Below are 18,499 nucleotides of genomic sequence, written 5' to 3' on the forward strand. Positions count from 1 at the left end.
TCCAGGGCCCTTGCCGCCGCCGGCGAGGCCGGTCCGACCGCGGTCGCTCGGACCTCGAGCGCCTGGTCCAGGGCGGTCATGCAGCGTTCCTTTCGCCGGTCGGCGCTCGCCTGGTGGTAGTCGCCACGCTGGCGGCACTGACGGCAACGATCGCCGCCGCGGTGCGAGTCACCGCGGAGAAGACGGCCTCTGATCCCCAATGGCCGCGTCCGATCTCGCTGGCTCGGGTCACCGTTGCCGATGTCCAAGGCAGCGGCGGCCGCAGCGAAGGCACGGCGCCGCTGGCGAAGAGCAGCCCGATGATCGCCGCAGTGCGGGGATCCGGGGCTTCGTCGTCCGCCAGGACCCGGCGGATCCGCGCTCGCAGCTGCACCGCCTCACGATGTAGCAGGCCGCGGTCCACGAGCCGGTCGAGTACCACCCACCACAGATCGGTGCCGAGCGCGACGAGCAACGGCCGCACCCGCTGGGGCTTCTCGGCGACGGTGTCGTAGGCCGACTGCAGCAGCGGGTCGGGCAGCGGACCCTCGCCCGACGGGGTGACCCGCGGGCCGTCCAGCGCCCCGGAGTTGTCGGTCTGGATCCGACCGAGCAGGGCAAGCTCGGTGAGCACCGCGCCGCCAAGCGCGTCGTGCAGGGTGCCCGCTGTCTGGATGGAAACGCCGTCGTCGTCCATCAGGAGCAGCATGAGGTCGTCGACGATGAGCAGGTCGTCCCGTACCAACGTCAGCTTCTCGCCCATATCTCGTTCCTTTCTCGTAGTTCTCTCCGCGCGGTGTCCTTCCGTCAGCTCAGCCGAGGAAGGTGCGCAGGGCGGCGTTTACCTCGTCGGCGTGGGTCCAGAGCAACCCGTGTGGGGCGCCTTCGATCTCGACGTACTCGGCGTCGGGCAGGCCCTGGCGAAAGCGCCGGGCGGTAGCGTCGATCGGGAGGATGGTGTCGGCGGTGCCGTGCAGGATCAGGGCCGGCTTGCCGCTGGCACGGACCGCCTCGACGTCGGCGCGGAAGTCCTCGATCCAAGAAGACACGACGGCGTAGGCCGCCACCGGCGCGCTGGAGATGGCGACGTTCCAACTGCCGGTGACAGCCTCCTGGCTGATCCGGCTGCCAAGGTTCTCGTCGAGGTTGTAGAAGTCCGAGAAGAACTGCGTGTACCAGGCGTAGCGGTCACCCTTCGCCGCGGCCTCGATCCCGTCGAACACCTTCCGCGGCAGGCCGTCGGGGTTGTCATCCTGCTCGACCAGGAACGGTTCGAGTGAGGCGAGGAATGCCAACTTCGCCACCCGCTGATGGCCGTACCGCGAGACATAGCGGGCCAGTTCACCGGTGCCCATCGAGAACCCGACCAGGACGACGTCGCGCAGGTCGAGCGTCTCCAGCACGGTGTTCAGGTCGGCCGCGAACGTGTCGTAGTCGTAGCCGGAACCTACCTTCGACGAGCGCCCGAAGCCACGACGGTCGTAGGTGATTACCCGGTATCCGGCAGCAAGCAGTTCACGCGTCTGAAGCTCCCAGCTGTGGCCGTTCAGCGGATACCCGTGGATGAGGACAATCGGCTGACCTGCGCCCTGATCCTCGTAGTACAGCTCGATCGGGGTGCTGTTCTCGGTCCCGACGGCGATGAATCCCATGATCGTTTCCCTCCTGTTGTCGCATACCGTGGTGGTGTCGGTGTCGGTGTCGGACGTCGTTGTCGTGGCCCGACGCCTATCGACGGGGCTCGGCGTGGAACTCGCCGTAGGTGACATTCAGTTGGTCGACTTCGATGACTGGGTTGACGGGCATCTCGGATCCTTTCGTCTTCGGCACAAGACTTCCGTCACTGGCGGCGCCATCGCATCGGTGTGAACGCCTTAGCTCGCACCGTCAGCTCACCGTGTCGGGTGCGAGCTGGTCGCTGGCGGTGCGAGTAGCAGGCGAGGGGCGGCCGGTACGCGGTTGACCAGCGATGAAAGCCGTGGGCCTGGGGCCCGCCTCGACCTGCGGCATCCGCTTCGTCAGCCGCTTCGTGTGGAGATCACGGGCTTGCTGCGGCGATCAAGATCAGGAAGAATTGCGGTTCGCGTCGGTGAGAACTACCTAACTCCGGCCCGACGGACCTCAACCAGCCTCGGATGGAACGAAATGACCGACCTTCTCGGCCGGCGCGCGGAGCGCATCGCCATCGAGCACCTGCTCGCCCAGGTTCAAGCCGGACGCAGCGGGAAGCTGGTGGTGTGCGGGGAAGCGGGCATCGGGAAGACCGCGATCCTGGAGTACACCCGTGGCGTCGCGGTCGGATCGGGGTTCCGGGTGGAGCACTCGGTCGGAGCGGAGTCCGAGGAGCAGTTCGCGTTCGCCGGTCTGCATCAGCTGTGCAGGCCGCTGCTGGACCGCGCGGCTCCGCTGCCCGAGCCGCAGCAGGCCGCCCTCGGCGTGGCGTTCGGCCTACGCGACGGGCCTGCGCCGGACCGGTTCCTGGTCGGGCTGGCCACCCTCAACCTGCTGGCCGAGGTCGCCGAGGACGGGCCGCTGTTGTGCCTCGTCGACGATGCGCAATGGCTGGACGAGGCTTCCGGGCAGGTGCTGGCGTTCGTGGCACGTCGGTTGGCAGCCGAGCAGGTGGCGCTGGTGTTCGCGCTACGCGACGCCAGCACCAGTCACCCGTTCTCCGGATTGCCTGAGCTGAGCCTGGGCGGACTCGGTGAGCCCGACGCCCGGATGCTGCTGACGGCCGCGGTCCGCGCACCGCTGGACGGCCGGGTACGCGATCGGATCGTCGCCGAAGCGCGCGGCAACCCGCTGGCGCTGCTGGAACTCCCCCGCAGTACGCGGCCCACCCAGCTGGCCGGCGGGTTCGAGCTGCCCGACACCCTCAGCGTCCCGTATCGCGTCGAGGACGAATTCCGGCGCCGCTCCGACGATCTGCCCCCCGACACCCAACTGCTACTGCTGGTCGCCGCCGCCGAGCCGACCGGCGACGTGACGCTGCTGTGGCGCGCCGCCGCCGAGCTGAGGATCGCCCGCGAGGCGGCCGCACCCGCAGAAGCCGCCGGACTGCTCGAGATCGATACCAGGGTGCGGTTCTGTCATCCGTTGGCGCGTTCGGCGATCTACCGGGCCACCACGCCGCCCGACCATCGCCGCGCCCACGGCGCCCTGGCCGCCGCCATCGACCCGCAGACCAACCCGGACCGGCGCGCCTGGCACCGCGCACAAGCGGTCCTGGGCACCGACGAGGAAGCCGCCGCGGAGCTGGAGCGCTCGGCGGACCGGGCGCGGGCCCGTGGCGGGCTGGCCGCCGCAGCCGCATTCCTGCAGCGCGCGGCAGCCCTCACCCCCGATCACGCCACCCGTGCTCGGCGGATGCTGGGAGCCGCCCGCGCCAAGCACGAGGCCGGCGCGTCCGACAGCGCGCTGGACCTGCTCACGACGGCACCGCTCGAGCCGCTGGATTCCCTGCAACGCGCGCATCTCGACCTATTGCGAGCCCAGATCGCCTTCCACCTGACCCGAGGCACCGAGGTGCCGGGCATGCTGATGGATGCCGCCAAGGCACTCGCCCCGTTGGACGCTGCGCTGTCCCGCGAGACCTACCTACATGCGCTGGATGCGGCGATCATCAACGGAGGGGGTGACGCGGCGCGCATCGCCGAAGCGGCCTTGGCCGCCCCCGCACCCGGGACGCCGACGCGACCGGTGGACCTGCTCCTCGACGGGCTCACAACGACCTTGAGCAAGGGCTGTGCGGCGGGAGTGCCAGGTCTACGGCTCGCGTTGGAAGCGTTCCGCGACGGCCCGCAGGCGGAATCTGTGCAGTGCAGCCAGAGCGACCGGTGGCTGTGGCTGGCCGGCCGCAACGCCGTGGCGATCCTCGACGACGAGCTGCTCCATGTGCTGGCCAGCCGCAACGTCCAGCTCGCTCGTGAGGCCGGCGCGCTGGCGACGCTCCCCGCCGCACTGAACTTCCTGTCCATCACATCGGTCCTGACGGGCGATCTCGCCCGCGCCGACGAGCTGGCCACCGAGGCCACGGTGATCACACAGGCCACCGGGGGCGTGCCGTTGCGCCATGGTCGCGTCATTCTCCACGCCTGGCGTGGTGACCAAGCCGAGACCACCGCGCTCGACGCCGCCGTCGCCAGCGATGACACCTACCCGGACGAGGGCGCGGAGGTCTCCCTGGCTCAGTACGCGATGGCAGTGCTCCACAACGGGTTGGGCAACTACTCGGTCGCGCAGGAAGCGGCGACGAGGGCGTGCAGGTCTGACGAACCGTCGATCAGCAGCGCGTGCCTACCCGAGCTCATCGAGGCTTCCGTCCGTGCCGGCGAGCCGGCACGAGCAGCGCTCGCACTAGAGCAGTTCACCTCACTCGCAGTTGCGTGCGGCACCACGTGGGCGCTGGGCCTGGCCGCGCGCTCACGAGCGCTGACCAGCGCAGGGCCTGATGCCGAGGAGCACTACCGCGAAGCGATCGAACGGCTCGGAAAGTCCCGGATGGCCGGCGACGCGGCTCGTGCTCGGCTCGTCTACGGCGAGTGGCTGCGCCGCGAAGGGCGGCGCCAGGACGCGCGCGACCAACTCCACACCGCCCATCAACTGCTGTCGGACATGGGCGCGGGCGCATTCGCCGAGCGGGCTGCCCGCGAACTCCGCGCCACCGGCGAACACCCACGAAAGCGCACCACCCACCCGACCGACGCCCTCACCCCACACGAGGTGCACATCGCCCGGCTGGTAGCCACCGGGGCGACCTCCCGGGAGATCGGCGCACAACTGTTCCTCAGTCCCCGCACCATCGAAGCCCACCTGCGCAACATCTTCCGCAAACTCGGCATCACCTCCCGCCGGCAACTCAAAGATGTGCGGCTGCCCTGAGCGGGCCGGCACCCCGCCGCCGTCTGCGAGATTCACAAGCGTCAGCCGGGACGGGTGAAAGGTGCCGTCAGTGGCGAGCCCAAGCCAGGGCTACGAGCGGTCGCGATGCTCGCATCGTCCTCTTCCCGTACAGGGCAGCGACGGCGACGCCCTCGGCGGCTCGGCGTACGATCTGGATACGCTCGATGCTCAACCCGTCGACGGCGAACTGCTCGCTCCACCAGGCGCTGCGCGACCGCAGCTACAGCGGGGATCGAGTGAAGACCGATCCAGATCGCCGCTGATGGGACGTCTACGCGGCGCCGGCATCCGAACGTCCCGCGCAGAGTACGCGAACGTAGGCACGGAGCATTTTGCCGGGATAGTTCTCCGACACCCCGACGACAGCAACTGCGAGTGCCACTGGGGCAGCGCGCAGGACCTTGCCCTGCTCAAGACCGCGGACGTCGAGTTGCACCCGGATCTGCTGCGCCGCACCTACTGGGCCGTTTGCACTCGGCCGTTGGCAGCAGTGGCCCGGCGAGTGGTCGGGGCCGGTCCGCGACTTCCTGGACGCCTGGTGGTTCGTCGTGCTCACGGAGCAGGACGCCGAGGTTCCGGCGTACTCGGTTCTGGCCATGCTGGTGGAGACCTCCGGCGGGCTCGACCGCTGGCTTCGTGCCTGGGCAACGGCGACCAGTCCGGTGGCGAACCAACGGCTCGCCGAGGCGTTCGGAACATGGGAGTACGACCTGCTCCGCGACGATCTGCCGTGGCGAACCTGGTCGTTGACGGACGACCAGGAGGAGGCCCTTCGCGCGGAACTCACCGGTTGGCTGCTCCAGCACGCACCGGCCCGGCTGCGGATGATCGGCGCCGACCCGGACCTGCTGGACCGGATCAGGCTGCTCGGCATTCCCTGTCCGGCCAGGTGGGACGACCCGCACTGGCCGGACCATGCCTACTGACCGGGCCGCCCACCCACCAGCCAGCCCAGCCGGGCGAGGCCTCGCCCGCCGTGGCGGGCTCCCCTCCCGGGAGGCGGGCCGGTGGCACGGGACGACGCGTGCGGCGGAGAGGCGGTGATGCCCACAACCTCACGGACAGCAGCAATGCCCGTGTCACTCAGCGTCGAGCGACCAACTGGGTGACGACATCGGCCGCCGGCATCGACGGGCGAGCAAGCATTGCCCGCTGGTCTGCGACGCGTCCGACTGGCGCAGCGAGCGGGTGAGTGGCCAACCGGGTGACGATCGTCATCCCTGTCATCAATGGGCTTCGCGGTGCGGGCCGCCGCCGCTCACTGCGGTCGTTGCCAGATCGTTCAAGGAGAGGTTCCCAGGGCGGGCAGGATCACGTCACGTGCGCTGGTCTCGTATCCGGCCACCTGCCGGAAGCTTCACGTGGCGCGCCGCTATAGCCGCAGGTCGCGTCGCCGGTATCCCGCAAGGCCGATCGCCACGGCGATGACCGCCACCGCGACCATGGCGGCCATCGCAGGCCAGTCCGGCCCCGCCGAGGGCACGGCCGCGAGATGGGTGTACGGCGACAGCCCACGCACCCAGCCTGGCGCGTCGAAGCTGTCGGCGGTGACCGTGAGCAGGAATCCACCGGCGGTCGGCACGACCCCCCACGCGACCACACCCTGCGGCGTGTGGCCGAGGGTGAGGACCGCGGCGGCGAGGCTGAGCAGCGCGACCGGCAGGACGTTCCAGGTGCCGGCGAGCGCCGCCGGCAGTGGCAGATCCGCGCCGACCAGGGTCGAGCCGAGCCATGCCGCCATCCCGGCGACGGTGACGAGGACCGCCGCGCCTGCCGTGGTGGTGAGGATCTCGGCGCGGAGCAGTCGGACGCGGGTGGTCGGCCCGGCGTGCAGCAGGGTCAGGCGCCCGCCGGTCTCGGCCGAGGCGAACGCGCCGAGACGGACGGCGGTGAACGCGCCGACGGGTACGGCGAGCAGGGCGAAGAGTGTCGCCGCGTACCCGCGGACAGTGTCGAGACCGGCGAAGCCGGCCTGTGCCGCCAGGTCGGCGAAGCGAGGATTGTCGGCGAGGAAGCCGGTCAGGGAGTCCGCGAGCAGGCCGATCAGCAGGAAGTAGGCGCCGATCCCGGTCGACCAGCCGGCCAACGACCCGAGCATCCGTCGGATGGCGAAGGTCTCCACCGAGCCGAGGAGCCGAAGCCGGCGCGTCCGGCGGGTAGCGGGGGTGAGCAGTCCGGCCCTGATGTCCCGCCGCCCCGCCAGGGCGAGCGCGCCGACGGACAGCGCGACAGCGGTGAGCGCGAGGACGACCAGCGGTGCCAACCGGTCGTCCCGGTACGGACTGAGCAACGCCAGCGGACCGTACGGTGGCAGCCAGCGCAGCCAGCCGAGGGCGGTGACGCCGTCGCCGATCATGCGGGCCAGCAGTCCCACGCCGAGGAACGCCAGCGTGGCTCCGGTAGCCGCGGATCGGGCCGGGAAGACCTGCGCGGCGAGGGCCGCCGCCGTGACCGCCACCGCACCGGCCAGCGCCAGACCCGTGGCGTGCACGAGTGCCCCACGGGCCGGGGTGCCGACCGCGGCGAGCGCCACGGCGAGTGCCAACCCGATCATGATCATCACCGCCGTCAGCACCGCGAGGTGCCGGCCGAGCACCGCCGTCCGGCTCAACCGTCCGGCCAGCAGAAGGTCCCACCGGCCGGTCTCCTCCCCGCCCCGGGTGACACGCGTGGTGACCAGCAAACCCCACACCGACAACAGGATGGCGAGGATGGTGCCGGTGCGCCAGACCGTGAACCCGCCGACGGTGTCGAGGCCGACGGGCTCGCCGAACAGCGTGCGGATCGCGGGATTACCGGCCAGGGCGGCGAGTGCCTCCGCGCCGTCCCCATCCCCGACGGTGCTGGCATAGGTGGCGGCAACCAGCACCGACATGCCGACCACCACGATCAGCACGACGGCCGTCCCACGGCGTGGCGGCGAGCAGTTCCAGGGTCTCCGCGCCGGTGAGCTGTGGCCACAGCGCCACGTCGGCGGGCACGTACGCCAGCAGCCGGTGAGCCGCGCCGACGTCACCTGCGTCGACGTCGAAGACCCAGGCCCGGCCGGCGGTCGGTCGGGCCAGCCCGAGCAGCAGTCGGATCGTGGTGGACTTCCCGGCGCCGTTCGGGCCGAGGAACCCGAACACCTCGCCGGCCGGCACGGTGAGGTTCAGCCGGTCGAGGGCCAGCAGCCTCCCGTAGCGCTTGGTCAGGTGTTGCGTGCGGATGGCGGATGCGGCCACGGGTGCCTCCGGTCGACGACGTGTCACGACTGCCGACCAGGCTTCCCGGCGCACCGGGAATCACCGTACTCCGCATGCCACGTCCCGCTCGGTCATGGGGATCCCTTCCTCGGTCCTGACCAGCGGCGGTACCCGCATGAGCGACCGGGAACCGGATCAACGACCGTCCTTCGTCCAACTCGCCACCGCGGGGAGCAAGGCCCGCACGGCGGCGATCAACCAGGTGCACGTGGCGTCGACCTTTTCGCTGGAGTGGCCGAGCTGCGCGGCGGTGGGTTCTGGCGCGGTACAGGGGCCGTCAAGGGAGGTTCGCGCTGACGGCGATGGCGATCGGCGTTGATCCTTGAGTGAGTTCGAGGATCTGACGCCGGATCCGTGGTTCGTGGAGCAGCGCTGCTAGCGTGGCGGCGACGTCCTCGCGCGCGATCTCGTCGTGCGGCTGGGCTGGGCCGAGGGACACGCTGCCGGTTCCCGGCCGGTCAAGCAGCATCGACGGCCGCAGGATCAGCCAGTCGAGGTGGCTCTGGCTCACCACGACATCGACGATCTTTTTGACCGCGAAGTAGAATTCCTCGTCGTCGCTGAGGTCCTGGTCGCGCCCGGCCTCGGGCATCACGGACACCAGTGTGAAGCGGTGCACCCCCGCCAGAGTTGTGGCCTCAAGAACTCTGATGACGCCTTCGCCGTCGATCGCTGCCGTGACATCCCTGGCGCCGCCGTTCGATCCCGCTGTGTACACGACTGCATCGACCCCACGGAGCATCGATCCCAGGGAGTCCACGGTCATGTCCGCGAGCTGACCTACGGATGCGTGGACGCCCCGCCTCATGAGCTCGAACTTCTGCTCGTCCCGACGCACCAAGCCGGATACGGTGTCGCCGCGCTTGGACAGGTCATCGGCGAGCAATCTGCCCACGGCGCCACTGATGCCCAGGATGAAGACCTTCATCGCGGTCCGATTGGGCCGTGCAGCGTTTGGAGCGTGGTGATGACCTGCGCTTCCTCAAGGACGAAGGATGTGCCTGCCGGGAAGGGCGATTCGGATTGGAGCATCTCATCAGGCTCGCAGCAGCGGTGCGGCTTCGCGTCGGTAGAAATCACCGATACTCGTGATGCCCGCGCCCGCCTGGTCAGGGAAGGTGCAGCTCCTTGAGTTGACGGCGTGAGGTGATGCCGAGCTTGCGGAAGATGTTGCGCAAGTGGGCCTCGATGGTCCGAGGGCTGAGGAACAGCTGTGCGCCGACCTCACGGGATGTCGCTCCGGTGGCCACCAGGCGCGCGACGTGTAGCTCCTGGGCGGTCAGTTCGTCGGTCGGCTGCGAGGATCGCGTGCTTGGGTGCTCGCCGGTCGCGCGCAGTTCGCGTGCGGCGCGGGCCGCGAACGCCTCCGCTCCCATGTCGGTGAGGAGTTGGTGGGCGGTGCGGAGCTGATCTCGGGCGTCGCGGCGGCGGCCCTCACGACGTAGCCACTCACCGTAGACGAGGTGGGCGCGGGCGAGGTAGCCGCGCATCCGGCTGTTCCCGAGGTGTTTGATCGCCGTACGGTACTGATCTTCGGCCGACGATCCGGTGCTCATGAGCGCCCGTGAGTTCGCCGCCAGCCCCAGCGCCCACGACGTGCCGCTGGCGCGAGCCCGGGCGTCGAACTGCTCCATCGCCTGGGTCGCGCGCTCCGGCTGCCCCGCACGGACGCAGGCCTCTATGAACTCCGTGAGGCTCGCGCCGATGATTGGCATTTCACGCGACGTGCAAGCCTGGGCCGCAGCCTCCTGGGCCACCGAGTAGTTCCCCAGCCCGTTGTGGAGCACCGCCATCGCGTACTGGGCCTGGGAGGCGTCAGTGCTCCCGTCGGGATAGGCGACGTCTTGGGCGGTGCTGGCGCTGAGCGCTGTGGTCTCGGCCTGGTCGCCACGCCAGCCGCCCAGGATGACGCGAGCATGCCGCAGCTCCACGCCGCTGGTGGCTTGCATGATCGCATCCGCCTCGGCGGCGAGCTGTTCGGCTAGGGCGAGCTCGCCCATCAGGACCGATGTGATCGAGAAGAGGTTCAGCGCGGTGGGGAGCGTCGCCAGCGCGCCGGCCTCACGAGCCAACTGGACGTTGCGGCTTGCCAGGAGGTAAAGCAGCTCGTCGTCGAATATCGCCACTGCGCTGCGGCCGGCCAGCCACAGCCAACGGTCGCTGTGAGGGTCCCGCCCAGCACCGTCGTACGAGCTGTCGCGAATCGCTTCAATGGCGCGCCGTAGCCCGGGTGCTCCCGCCGTGAATCCCCTCGTCAGAGCCGTCGCGAGGCCGTCGAGGAGCAGGTCCACGGACCGAGCCGGCACGTCGGCTGGAGGAGCGTCCAGGGCCGCTGCGGCGATGTGCGTCGCGTCGTCGCCGCCGTTGATGACCGCCGCATCCAGCGCGTGCAGATAGGTCTCGCGGGAGAGCGCGGTGTCCAGCGGGGCGAGCATCTTGGCCGCGTCCAGCAGCCTCCGTGGCACGTCGCTGTCTCGTGTCAGGTGGAACCCGATCTGGGCGCGGAGCAGTTCCAGCCGGGCGCGTGGCAGAGGGTCCAGAGGCCCGACAGCCGCGACCGCCAGCAGCTCAAGGGCGGCCTCGGGCGCACCGGACTCGTGCTTGGCGTGCGCGCCCGCAAGCGCCCGCCTCGCGCGGGCGCCGGGCTCAGGGGACAGCTCGGCTGCGCGCTGCAGGAACGCGGCCGCGGCGGCCAGGCCCCCGCGGGCACGCGCCCGATCGGCCGAGCGCTCCAACCCTTCAGCTACCTCTTCGTCAGCTCCGGGCACCGACTGTGCGCGGTGCCAGGCACGGCGATCAGGGTCGGCCTGTGGGTCGGTTGCTTCGGCCAGCGCGCCGTGGGCGCGGCGACGGTTCGGAAGGGTGGCCGCCTGGTACACGGCGGACCGCACCAGCGGGTGACGGAACCGTACCCGGACGTCGATCTCCAGCAGCCCGGCGACCTCCGCGGGTGTCGCAACCTCGCGAGCCAGGCCCAGGTGCGCGGCCGCACGCCACAGCAGGGCCACGTCGCCTGTCGGCTCGGACGCGGCGACCAGCAGCAGTAGCTGCGTCTGCGGGGGCAGGCTCGCTGACCGACGTCGGAAGCTCTCCTCCAGGCGCCGCGGGACGCTCAGCGCGTCGGGCAGCTCGAACCCGCCGGCCCAGTACGGCGACCGTATGTTGCGGGGCAGCTCCAGCAGCGCCAACGGGTTGCCGCCCGCTTCGGCGAGGATCCGTTCGCGCACACCCTCGTCCAGCGGTGTGCGTACCGCAGCGTTGAGCAGTACCCGCGCATCGGACGCGCCGAGCCGCTCCAGGCCCAGCTCTGGTAACCCGGCGAACGGAAGGCGGTCGCCGTCGTCGGAGTCGCGCACCCCGAACAGGAGGGCCAACCTTTCGGCTCCCACCCGTCGGGCCACGAAGGCCAGGACCTGCGCCGAAGCCTCATCCAGCCACTGCGCGTCGTCGACGAGACACAGCAGCGGTTGTTCCTCGGCGACCTCGGCCAACAGGTTGAGGACGGCCAGCCCGACCAGGAACCGGTCCGGTGCGGCGCCAGCGTGGAGTCCGAACGCCACCCCAAGGGCGGTCCGCTGCGGCTCGGGCAGCGTGCCGGTGCGTTCCAGCAGGGGAGCACACAACTGGTGCAGCCCAGCGAACGCGAACTGCGTCTCGGACTCGACGCCGGCCAAGGGCTCCACCCGGAAGGCCGAGGCGAGTGCCGTCTGGTGGGCGTGCTCGAGCAGGGCGGTCTTCCCGATGCCGGCTTCTCCGCGCACCACGAGAGAGCCGCTGCGCCCGAACCGAGCCAGAGAGAGGAGCTTCTCGACCGCGTCACGCTCTGAACGCCGGCCTACGAGATCCGTCACGTTGTGCCTCCCGTCAACGCGCCAGATGTAAGTAGCCGACACCGTAGGCGTCCCTGATGCGAAGTGCGGAAGCTGCAAGTTAGCACCTGCCACCTCAGTGGTTCTCGGTGGCGCTGGGCCGTGAGGACCTACGTGGTGGTGACCGACGCGAGGGCTCGGCCTGCGGTGCGAGCCTGATGACGTCGCCAGGATCGGGCATCCGGACCCCGGCGTACCCGGAGTTGATGGACTCCGGAGCCCGGGGCGGGCGTCTGAAGACCAGACGTCGAACCCGTTCCCGGTACACCGACAACGAGAAAGTTGGGAGGACCCATGAGTACGGATCGTGTGCTTGGCGGACGCTATGAGCTCTGCGACGTCCTGGGCAGGGGCGGCATGGCCGTTGTTCACCTGGCTCGTGACATCCGGCTCAAGCGCTGGGTCGCGGTCAAGGTGCTCCGCGCAGAGCTAGCCCGCGATCCGCTGTTCCGGTCCCGGTTCCGGCGGGAAGCACAGGCCGTCGCCCGCCTCAATCACCCCGGCATCGTCGCTGTTCATGACGTCGGACATGAGAACGTCGAAGGCAGCCGGGCGGACGAGCCGACCGTTCCGTTCATCGTCATGGAGTACGTCGCCGGCCAGTCGCTGGGGGCCCGACTCCGCGAGGGCGCGCTCACGCTGGAGGAGTCGATCCAGCATCAGATAGCGGTCCTGTCGGCACTCGAGTTCAGCCATCGTGCAGGCGTTGTCCATCGCGACATCAAGCCCGCCAACGTCATGGTCACTCTCGACGGCGCAATCAAGGTCGTGGACTTCGGCATCGCGCGTGTCGAGGGTGGTGCCGCCCCGGCAACGCAGACCCACGAACTCCTCGGAACCGCCCAGTACCTTTCTCCCGAACAGGTGCGCGGTGAGGTCGCCGACGCCCGCAGCGACCTGTACTCCGCGGGTTGCCTGCTCTACGAGCTGCTGACCGGGCGGCCACCCTTCGTCGGTGACAACCCGGTTGCCGTCGCCTATCAGCACGTGCACCAGGAGCCCTCGCGCGCCAGTGCCTACCGCACCGAGGTGACTCCGGCGATTGACGCGGTTCTCCTCACGGCGCTCGCCAAAGACCGAAAGGACCGGTTCCAGAGCGCCCGATCCTTCAGGGAGGCGCTCCAGTCCGCGGCGAAGGGCCTGGTCCGTGCGGACGAGCGCACCGACATGGACGCGTTGGACAACGCGATTCCGGTCCACCCGTCGTGGCGCACTGCGCTGACATCGACGATCTCCACCGCATCGCCATCGGACCACTCGCCTCGTCGACCCGCCCGTGACAAGGACAAGGCCACCCTGTGATCCACCTAGGCAACGGTCCGCGCTGGCTCACCACCTCTGGCCGCTCTGGACGCACGCAGGCGAGGTCAACGCCACCTGCGCACCTTTCGTGACTCCCTCGACGGCGAGGACTGCCGCGCCGCCACACGACGCACCCACATCGCAGGAAAGTGAGGACCAGACATGAGTCCCATCGAGCAGCTCATCAGCAACTTCCAGGAGCTCGTCGCCCAAGTGCCCGGGATCGTCCAGCCGTTCATCGTCATGCTGGCGGGCGCGATCCCGTTCGTCGAAGGTGAGGGAGCGGCCATCATCGGCATAGCCGGTGGTCTCCATCCGATTGTCGCAGGCGTCGCAGCAGCCGCGGGGAACTTTCTGTGCGTGCTGCTGGTCGTCGCGGTCACCTCACGCGCCAGGACGACCATCGTCGATCGCCGAGACAGCCTGGTCGGGGTGGGCGGAGGCGCAGGAGCGCGATCGAGCGCCCTCGGGGAGACGTACCAGGAGACGGCAGCCACGAAGCCGGAGTCGAAGGGGCGTCGGCGCTTCAACAGATGGCTCGTGCGTTTCGGCGTCCCCGGCGCGAGCATCCTCGGTCCTCTCGCCATTCCGACCCAGATCATGTCGGCGATCCTCGTGGGCGGCGGAACTCCACGCCGGTGGGTCCTGCTCTGGCAGGCCATCTCCATCGTCATCTGGACGACGTTTGGCACCCTCTTGGCGTGGGCCGCGCTCACCTACGTCGTCGAGGTGGCGTGAGCCATGACCGAGCAAACGCATACCGTTCCGCACGATGTCGAGTACCACAGGGTGCTGGCCGGGGAGAGACGTCGTATCGGTCGTGGGATCCTCGCGATCGTGCTTCTGATCGGCGGGATGACGCTGTCCGGCGTCGCTCTCAGCCTGATGGCGGCGTTCGTGGATTCCGCCGTCGACACCGACGGCCGCACCGAGTGGACGCCTCTGATGCACACCGCCGGCATGGTTTCCGTCGCACTGATCATCCCGTGGAGCATGCTCATCCAGCGGTGGCTCTACGGCGTGAGAGGCCCGTCGCTGCACTCGGTGATCTCGCGGTTCCGGTTCGACATCTTCGGGCGCGCGCTGCTTCTGATCACCCCCGCGTGGGTTGCCGTCATGGCGTTCCACTACTGGGTCCCGCTGCCGCAGACCGAATGGAGTTACACCGACGTCCTGTGGATACTCCTCGCCACGCTCCTGCTCACGCCCCTGCAGGCCGCGGGTGAGGAATACGGGTTCCGTGGGCTCATCTTCCGCGTCGCCAGTGGCTGGACGCGCGGAGCGCGGACGGGCCTCGCCGCCGGTGTGCTTGTTTCCAGCGTTGCCTTCGCGGTCGTCCACCTGTCGACCGACATCTGGCTGAACCTCTGGTACCTGATCTTCGGCATCGGGCTCACGCTCATCACCTGGCGCAGCGGGGGTATCGAGATCGCAGTGGTGCTACACGCGGGGTACAACACCCTGTCCTTCGTGTTCGATGCTGCGCTGCGCACCGATATCGCCAACGTCGTCACGGATCGCGCAGCGGGCGCCGCGACGATCGGTGTCCTCGTTCCCAGCGCAGTTGTCGTCATCACCGCCTTGGTGGTCTGGCTGCGCACCCGGCGCAGCGGCCCTCTGCGAACACCGGACTCGGCGGCCGTTCGACCCGCGTCCGCGCTCTCGAGGGCCGCAGCTCGCGGATAGCCAACGATGGCACCCGTGACGTTCTCGTGGAAGGGTCTCGACCCTGATCAACAGCGCACGCCGTACCCCGTCCAGGTTTCCGAGTTGCGAGAGACACGGAAACCGAAGATCGGGGTACGGCGTGCGCTGCTGAGCGGGTACTGACCCGCAGGTGAGCGGTTCGCTGCGGCGTTCACCGCGAGGGACAGGCCGGTGGAATGCCACGGAGTCGGTCCTACGGAGGGCTCGGCCAGCGCAGCTGAGCAGGGCCGTACGTGGCAGGGCCCCTTGCCGGCAAGGGGCCCTGCCACGTAGCTCAGTCGAGTAGTTCGGTCACGGTGCCGGCGGCCACGGTACGGCCGCCCTCCCGGACGGCGAAGCCGAGCCCGACATCCATCGCGATCGGCCTGCCAAGCTCCACCGACAGGTCGACGGTGTCACCCGGCAGGACCATCGTCAGATCACCGAGGTCTACCGACCCGACCACATCGGTGGTGCGGAAGTAGAACTGCGGCCGGTAGTTGGCGAGAAACGGTGTGTGGCGCCCGCCCTCGGCGGTGGTCAGCGCATAGAGCCTGGCCCGGAACCGCTGGTGCGGCGTGACGCTGCCCGGCAGCGCCACCACCTGACCCCGCTGCACCTGGTCACGCTTGACCCCGCGCAGCAGCACGGCGGCGTTGTCCCCGGCCTCAGCGGTCGCCAGGGACTTGCCGAACGTCTCCAGCCCAGTGGCCACAGTGGACAGCGTTGAGCTGAGACCGACCACCTCGACCGGGTCGCCGACACGGAGCACGCCCCGCTCGACAGCGCCGGTCACCACCGTCCCCCGGCCGGAGATCGTTATCACGTTCTCGATCGGCATGAGGAACGGCTCGCCGAGCTCGCGGGGTGGCACCGGGACGTACCGGTCGACCGCGTCGAGCAGCTCCATGACGGAGGAAACCCAGCGTGGGTCGCCCTCCAGGGCCCGCAGCGCCGACACCCGTACGACCGGAACCTCGTCTCCGGGGAACCCGTACTCGGACACCAACTCCCGCATCTCGAGTTCAACCAGGTCGAGAAGTTCCGGGTCTTCGACGGCGTCGGCCTTGTTCATCGCCACCACCAGGTAGGGCACGCCGACCCGCCGAGCGAGCAGCACGTGCTCGCGGGTCTGCGGCATCGCCCCGTCAAGCGCGGAGACAACCAGGATCGCGCCATCGACCTGCGCCACCCCGGTGATCATGTTCTTGACGAAGTCGGCGTGGCCGGGCATGTCCACATGGGCGTAGTGCCGGGTCTCGGTCTCGTACTCGACGTGGGCGATGTTGATGGTGATGCCGCGCGCCGCTTCCTCCGGCGCCCGGTCGATGCCGTCGAAGGACACGAACCGGTTGACGGCGGGGTCGCGGTCGGCGAGGACCTTGGTGATGGCGGCCGTCAGGGTCGTCTTGCCGTGGTCGACGTGACCCATCGTGCCGATGTTGAGGTGTGGCTTCGCGCGCACGAATTGGCTCTTGGCCATGATGAGCTCCACACTGGAGACGAATTGGCGGACGACGAACGCGGGCGGATGCCACTCCGCGAGAAACCGCGCCAGAACCGCATGTCACGGCGCGCTCACCAGCGCGCCGGACCACCGGGCCACCCTCCTCCGTGGTTCTGCCGGAGCGGGAGGAGGGTCAGCCTCGGGTATCAGCCAGCCATGCGCACACGTCAGCGGCAGCCGGCAGGTGGAAACCTGCGGGCCGCACAGAGCCGACGGTGCCGAACATGGCGATCACGCTAGCTCTGAACCTCGGGAGGGGCGACTGATATTCCCGGCCCTTCTCTGCCAGTCATCGGCGTCGAAGCCGCAATCGAGATCTTCGAGTGCGGCTGCCCCCGATGATTGGTGCGACGCGACGCCGTCCGGTCGAACGTTCCTGATTGTCGGCGCGTTGGGAGAGGTCTCACATGGCGGTGAGGGCGGTGACCGGGTGCAGGGCGTGGGTGGGGCTCGGCCGAACGTCGCCGACCGTGGTCGATCCCCGGGAGGCGTGGACAGCCGTACCCGGCGATGAGAAATGAATGCTGCCGGCCCTGGCGGCGCCCGCACCGGCAGGTCGTACGACACCTCGGAAAGCACCGACCGCGGCAAGGAAGGCACCTCTTGACGCCTGCGGTAGGGGGATCTGTTATCAGACGCACAACGGTGCCCGGGCCGCCGTCCGCGCCCACTAGTACGTCCCGTCCGACTGCTCGCGCAGCTTGCCGAGGGCCCGAGCCAGCAACCGGGACACGTGCATCTGGGGCACGCCTATCTGCTCGGCGATCTGCGACTGGGTCAGGTTGCCGTAGAAGCGCAGCGTGAGGATCCGCTGCTCGCGTTCGGTGAGCGTGGCCAGCACCGTGCCCAGAGCGACCCGCAGGTCGGACAGCTCGAACTTGCCATCCTCACCGCCGAGCAGGTCATCCAGTTCGGCGGCCCGGTCGCCGTCGCCGGTCGGCGTGAACAGCGACACCGCGTTGTACGCGCGGGCACCCTCCAGGCCTTCCAGGACCTCGTCCTCGGTGAGCTTGAGGTGGGCGGCGATGTCGGCAACCGTCGGCGGGCGGCCCAGGACCCGCAGCAGTGAACTGTTGGCGTCGAGGATGGTCAGCCTCAACTCTTGAAGACGGCAGGGCGCCTGGACGTCCCAGGTGCGGTCGCGGTAGTGCCGCTTGGGCTCCCCTGCGAGGGGCAGGTCGGTGGGCGGGCGCGGGTCGAGTTTCTGGGCGGCGCACGGTCTGGTCCGCTGCTCGCTGATCGTGTGCGCGGTCATTGATGATCCTCCCTGCACCCTCATCGCGGAGAAGAAACGTGGGGCTTCGTAGCACGCCTGACGAGCGCGAAGTCGGCAGGTGTCGGAGGACGGAACTTGCCGCCATCCGCGACGAACTCATGACCATGCCTTTTTAAATGGTCCGCAAACAGCGGGCACACCGGAACGACGGTGACACTCGTGCGAATGCTGTCCGCGAGCACCTCGCGGACCAGCAGCCCGGCCAGGCCCCGTCCACCGAACTGTCGGTCCACTTCGGTGTGGAATACGATTCGCTCACCATCCACCTTGGCGGAGTCGACGAAGTCCACACGCCCGACGGGTGATCCCTCAGTGAGGCTGATGGTGTAGGTGCCGATCGGGCGATTTTTGTTGAGTTCTACCGTTACGAGCGCCCCGGTGTTGTCATGGATTTCCCTAATCATTCGATGTCCTTTCGAGATGCTGATTGCGTCCGTGTCAGCTGCAATCCGGCCATGATTAGCCGCCACGGCGTGCCGCCTCGTTACCGCAGCGCTGGCCGTGAGGTCTCCACTGCTCAGTTTCTTCCTGGTCGAAGAATCATCTACCGGAGACCTCGCCGTCTCTCGATCACCGACTCGCCACGTTGATACAAGTCCGGTCGGCGACCCAGCCGCACTCGTGAAACACGACTCGGCACGAACACCGCTGCGGCTGAGGTTCCGCCTGGCAACGTCGATGACAGCGCTGACAGACATGGCGGTTCCTTTCGCGTCGACGGTCCGAAGCGGGG

At 69.1% G+C, this 18,499-nt stretch carries 15 protein-coding genes; 6 read left to right on the forward strand and 9 right to left on the reverse strand.

The genetic code is table 11. The annotated features are described in order from the left end of the window. Positions 1-76: 76 nt before the first annotated feature. Together ABZ808_RS00295 and ABZ808_RS00300 are read right to left on the reverse strand one after the other, a co-directional pair. Positions 77-742 (reverse strand): GPP34 family phosphoprotein, encoded by a 666-nt coding sequence (locus ABZ808_RS00295; RefSeq protein ID WP_356998721.1) that lies wholly within the window; start codon positions 740-742, stop codon positions 77-79. A gap of 49 nt (positions 743-791) precedes the next feature. Continuing rightward, positions 792-1,631 (reverse strand): alpha/beta hydrolase, encoded by an 840-nt coding sequence (locus ABZ808_RS00300; protein ID WP_356998724.1) that lies wholly within the window; start codon positions 1,629-1,631, stop codon positions 792-794. On the opposite strand from ABZ808_RS00300, the gene ABZ808_RS00305 reads away from it, so the two are divergent. The 3 genes from ABZ808_RS00305 to ABZ808_RS00315 all read left to right on the forward strand — a co-directional run bounded on the left by ABZ808_RS00305 (position 1,630) and on the right by ABZ808_RS00315 (position 5,807). Then, on the forward strand, positions 1,630-1,848 hold the full coding sequence (locus ABZ808_RS00305; RefSeq protein ID WP_356998727.1) for a hypothetical protein: 219 nt from the start codon (positions 1,630-1,632) through the stop codon (positions 1,846-1,848). The genes ABZ808_RS00300 and ABZ808_RS00305 overlap by 2 nt on opposite strands. A 90-nt stretch (positions 1,849-1,938) precedes the next feature. Next, complete coding sequence (locus tag ABZ808_RS00310) at positions 1,939-4,860, forward strand: AAA family ATPase (RefSeq protein ID WP_356998730.1); 2,922 nt, start codon at positions 1,939-1,941, stop codon at positions 4,858-4,860. Positions 4,861-5,429: 569 nt separating this feature from the next. Further along, positions 5,430-5,807 carry a hypothetical protein gene (locus ABZ808_RS00315; protein WP_356998732.1) on the forward strand — a complete coding sequence of 126 codons (378 nt, stop codon included), beginning with the start codon at positions 5,430-5,432 and terminating at the stop codon, positions 5,805-5,807. Between the two features lie 446 nt (positions 5,808-6,253). On the opposite strand, the gene ABZ808_RS00320 is transcribed toward ABZ808_RS00315, so the two are convergent. The 4 genes from ABZ808_RS00320 to ABZ808_RS00335 form a co-directional block, all read right to left on the reverse strand. Beyond that, positions 6,254-7,777 (reverse strand): hypothetical protein, encoded by a 1,524-nt coding sequence (locus tag ABZ808_RS00320; protein WP_356998734.1) that lies wholly within the window; start codon positions 7,775-7,777, stop codon positions 6,254-6,256. After that, a complete protein-coding gene (locus ABZ808_RS00325) occupies positions 7,674-8,105 on the reverse strand; it encodes an ATP-binding cassette domain-containing protein (protein ID WP_356998736.1) in 432 nt (143 codons plus the stop codon). Before ABZ808_RS00325 ends, ABZ808_RS00320 begins: the two co-directional genes overlap by 104 nt. A gap of 298 nt (positions 8,106-8,403) precedes the next feature. Then, a complete protein-coding gene (locus tag ABZ808_RS00330) occupies positions 8,404-9,054 on the reverse strand; it encodes an NAD(P)H-binding protein (RefSeq protein WP_356998738.1) in 651 nt (216 codons plus the stop codon). Between the two features lie 181 nt (positions 9,055-9,235). Further along, complete coding sequence (locus ABZ808_RS00335) at positions 9,236-12,055, reverse strand: AAA family ATPase (protein ID WP_356998740.1); 2,820 nt, start codon at positions 12,053-12,055, stop codon at positions 9,236-9,238. Positions 12,056-12,289: 234 nt separating this feature from the next. Here ABZ808_RS00335 and ABZ808_RS00340 point away from each other — a divergent pair, with 234 nt between their 5' ends. The 3 genes from ABZ808_RS00340 (at position 12,290) to ABZ808_RS00350 (ending at position 14,983) form a co-directional block, all read left to right on the forward strand. Beyond that, complete coding sequence (locus ABZ808_RS00340; protein WP_356998742.1) at positions 12,290-13,297, forward strand: protein kinase; 1,008 nt, start codon at positions 12,290-12,292, stop codon at positions 13,295-13,297. Positions 13,298-13,459: 162 nt separating this feature from the next. Continuing rightward, positions 13,460-14,035, forward strand: a complete 576-nt coding sequence (locus ABZ808_RS00345; RefSeq protein WP_356998744.1) for a hypothetical protein — start codon at positions 13,460-13,462, stop codon at positions 14,033-14,035. 3 nt (positions 14,036-14,038) lie between these two features. Next, positions 14,039-14,983 carry a type II CAAX endopeptidase family protein gene (locus ABZ808_RS00350; RefSeq protein ID WP_356998746.1) on the forward strand — a complete coding sequence of 315 codons (945 nt, stop codon included), beginning with the start codon at positions 14,039-14,041 and terminating at the stop codon, positions 14,981-14,983. Between the two features lie 295 nt (positions 14,984-15,278). Here the strand turns inward: ABZ808_RS00350 and tuf are convergent, their stop codons facing one another. The 3 genes from tuf to ABZ808_RS00365 all read right to left on the reverse strand — a co-directional run bounded on the left by tuf (position 15,279) and on the right by ABZ808_RS00365 (position 18,170). Beyond that, positions 15,279-16,466, reverse strand: coding sequence for an elongation factor Tu (gene tuf, locus ABZ808_RS00355; RefSeq protein ID WP_356998749.1), 1,188 nt, complete (start codon positions 16,464-16,466; stop codon positions 15,279-15,281). A 694-nt stretch (positions 16,467-17,160) separates the two neighbouring features. Next, positions 17,161-17,769, reverse strand: coding sequence for a sigma-70 family RNA polymerase sigma factor (locus ABZ808_RS00360; protein WP_356998752.1), 609 nt, complete (start codon positions 17,767-17,769; stop codon positions 17,161-17,163). Next, positions 17,766-18,170 carry a GNAT family N-acetyltransferase gene (locus ABZ808_RS00365; RefSeq protein ID WP_356998754.1) on the reverse strand — a complete coding sequence of 135 codons (405 nt, stop codon included), beginning with the start codon at positions 18,168-18,170 and terminating at the stop codon, positions 17,766-17,768. The genes ABZ808_RS00360 and ABZ808_RS00365 overlap by 4 nt, the downstream gene beginning before the upstream one ends. Positions 18,171-18,499: the final 329 nt, after the last annotated feature.

The sequence above is a fragment of the Micromonospora sp. NPDC047527 genome (assembly GCF_040643015.1).
Taxonomy (GTDB): Bacteria; Actinomycetota; Actinomycetes; order Mycobacteriales; family Micromonosporaceae; genus Micromonospora.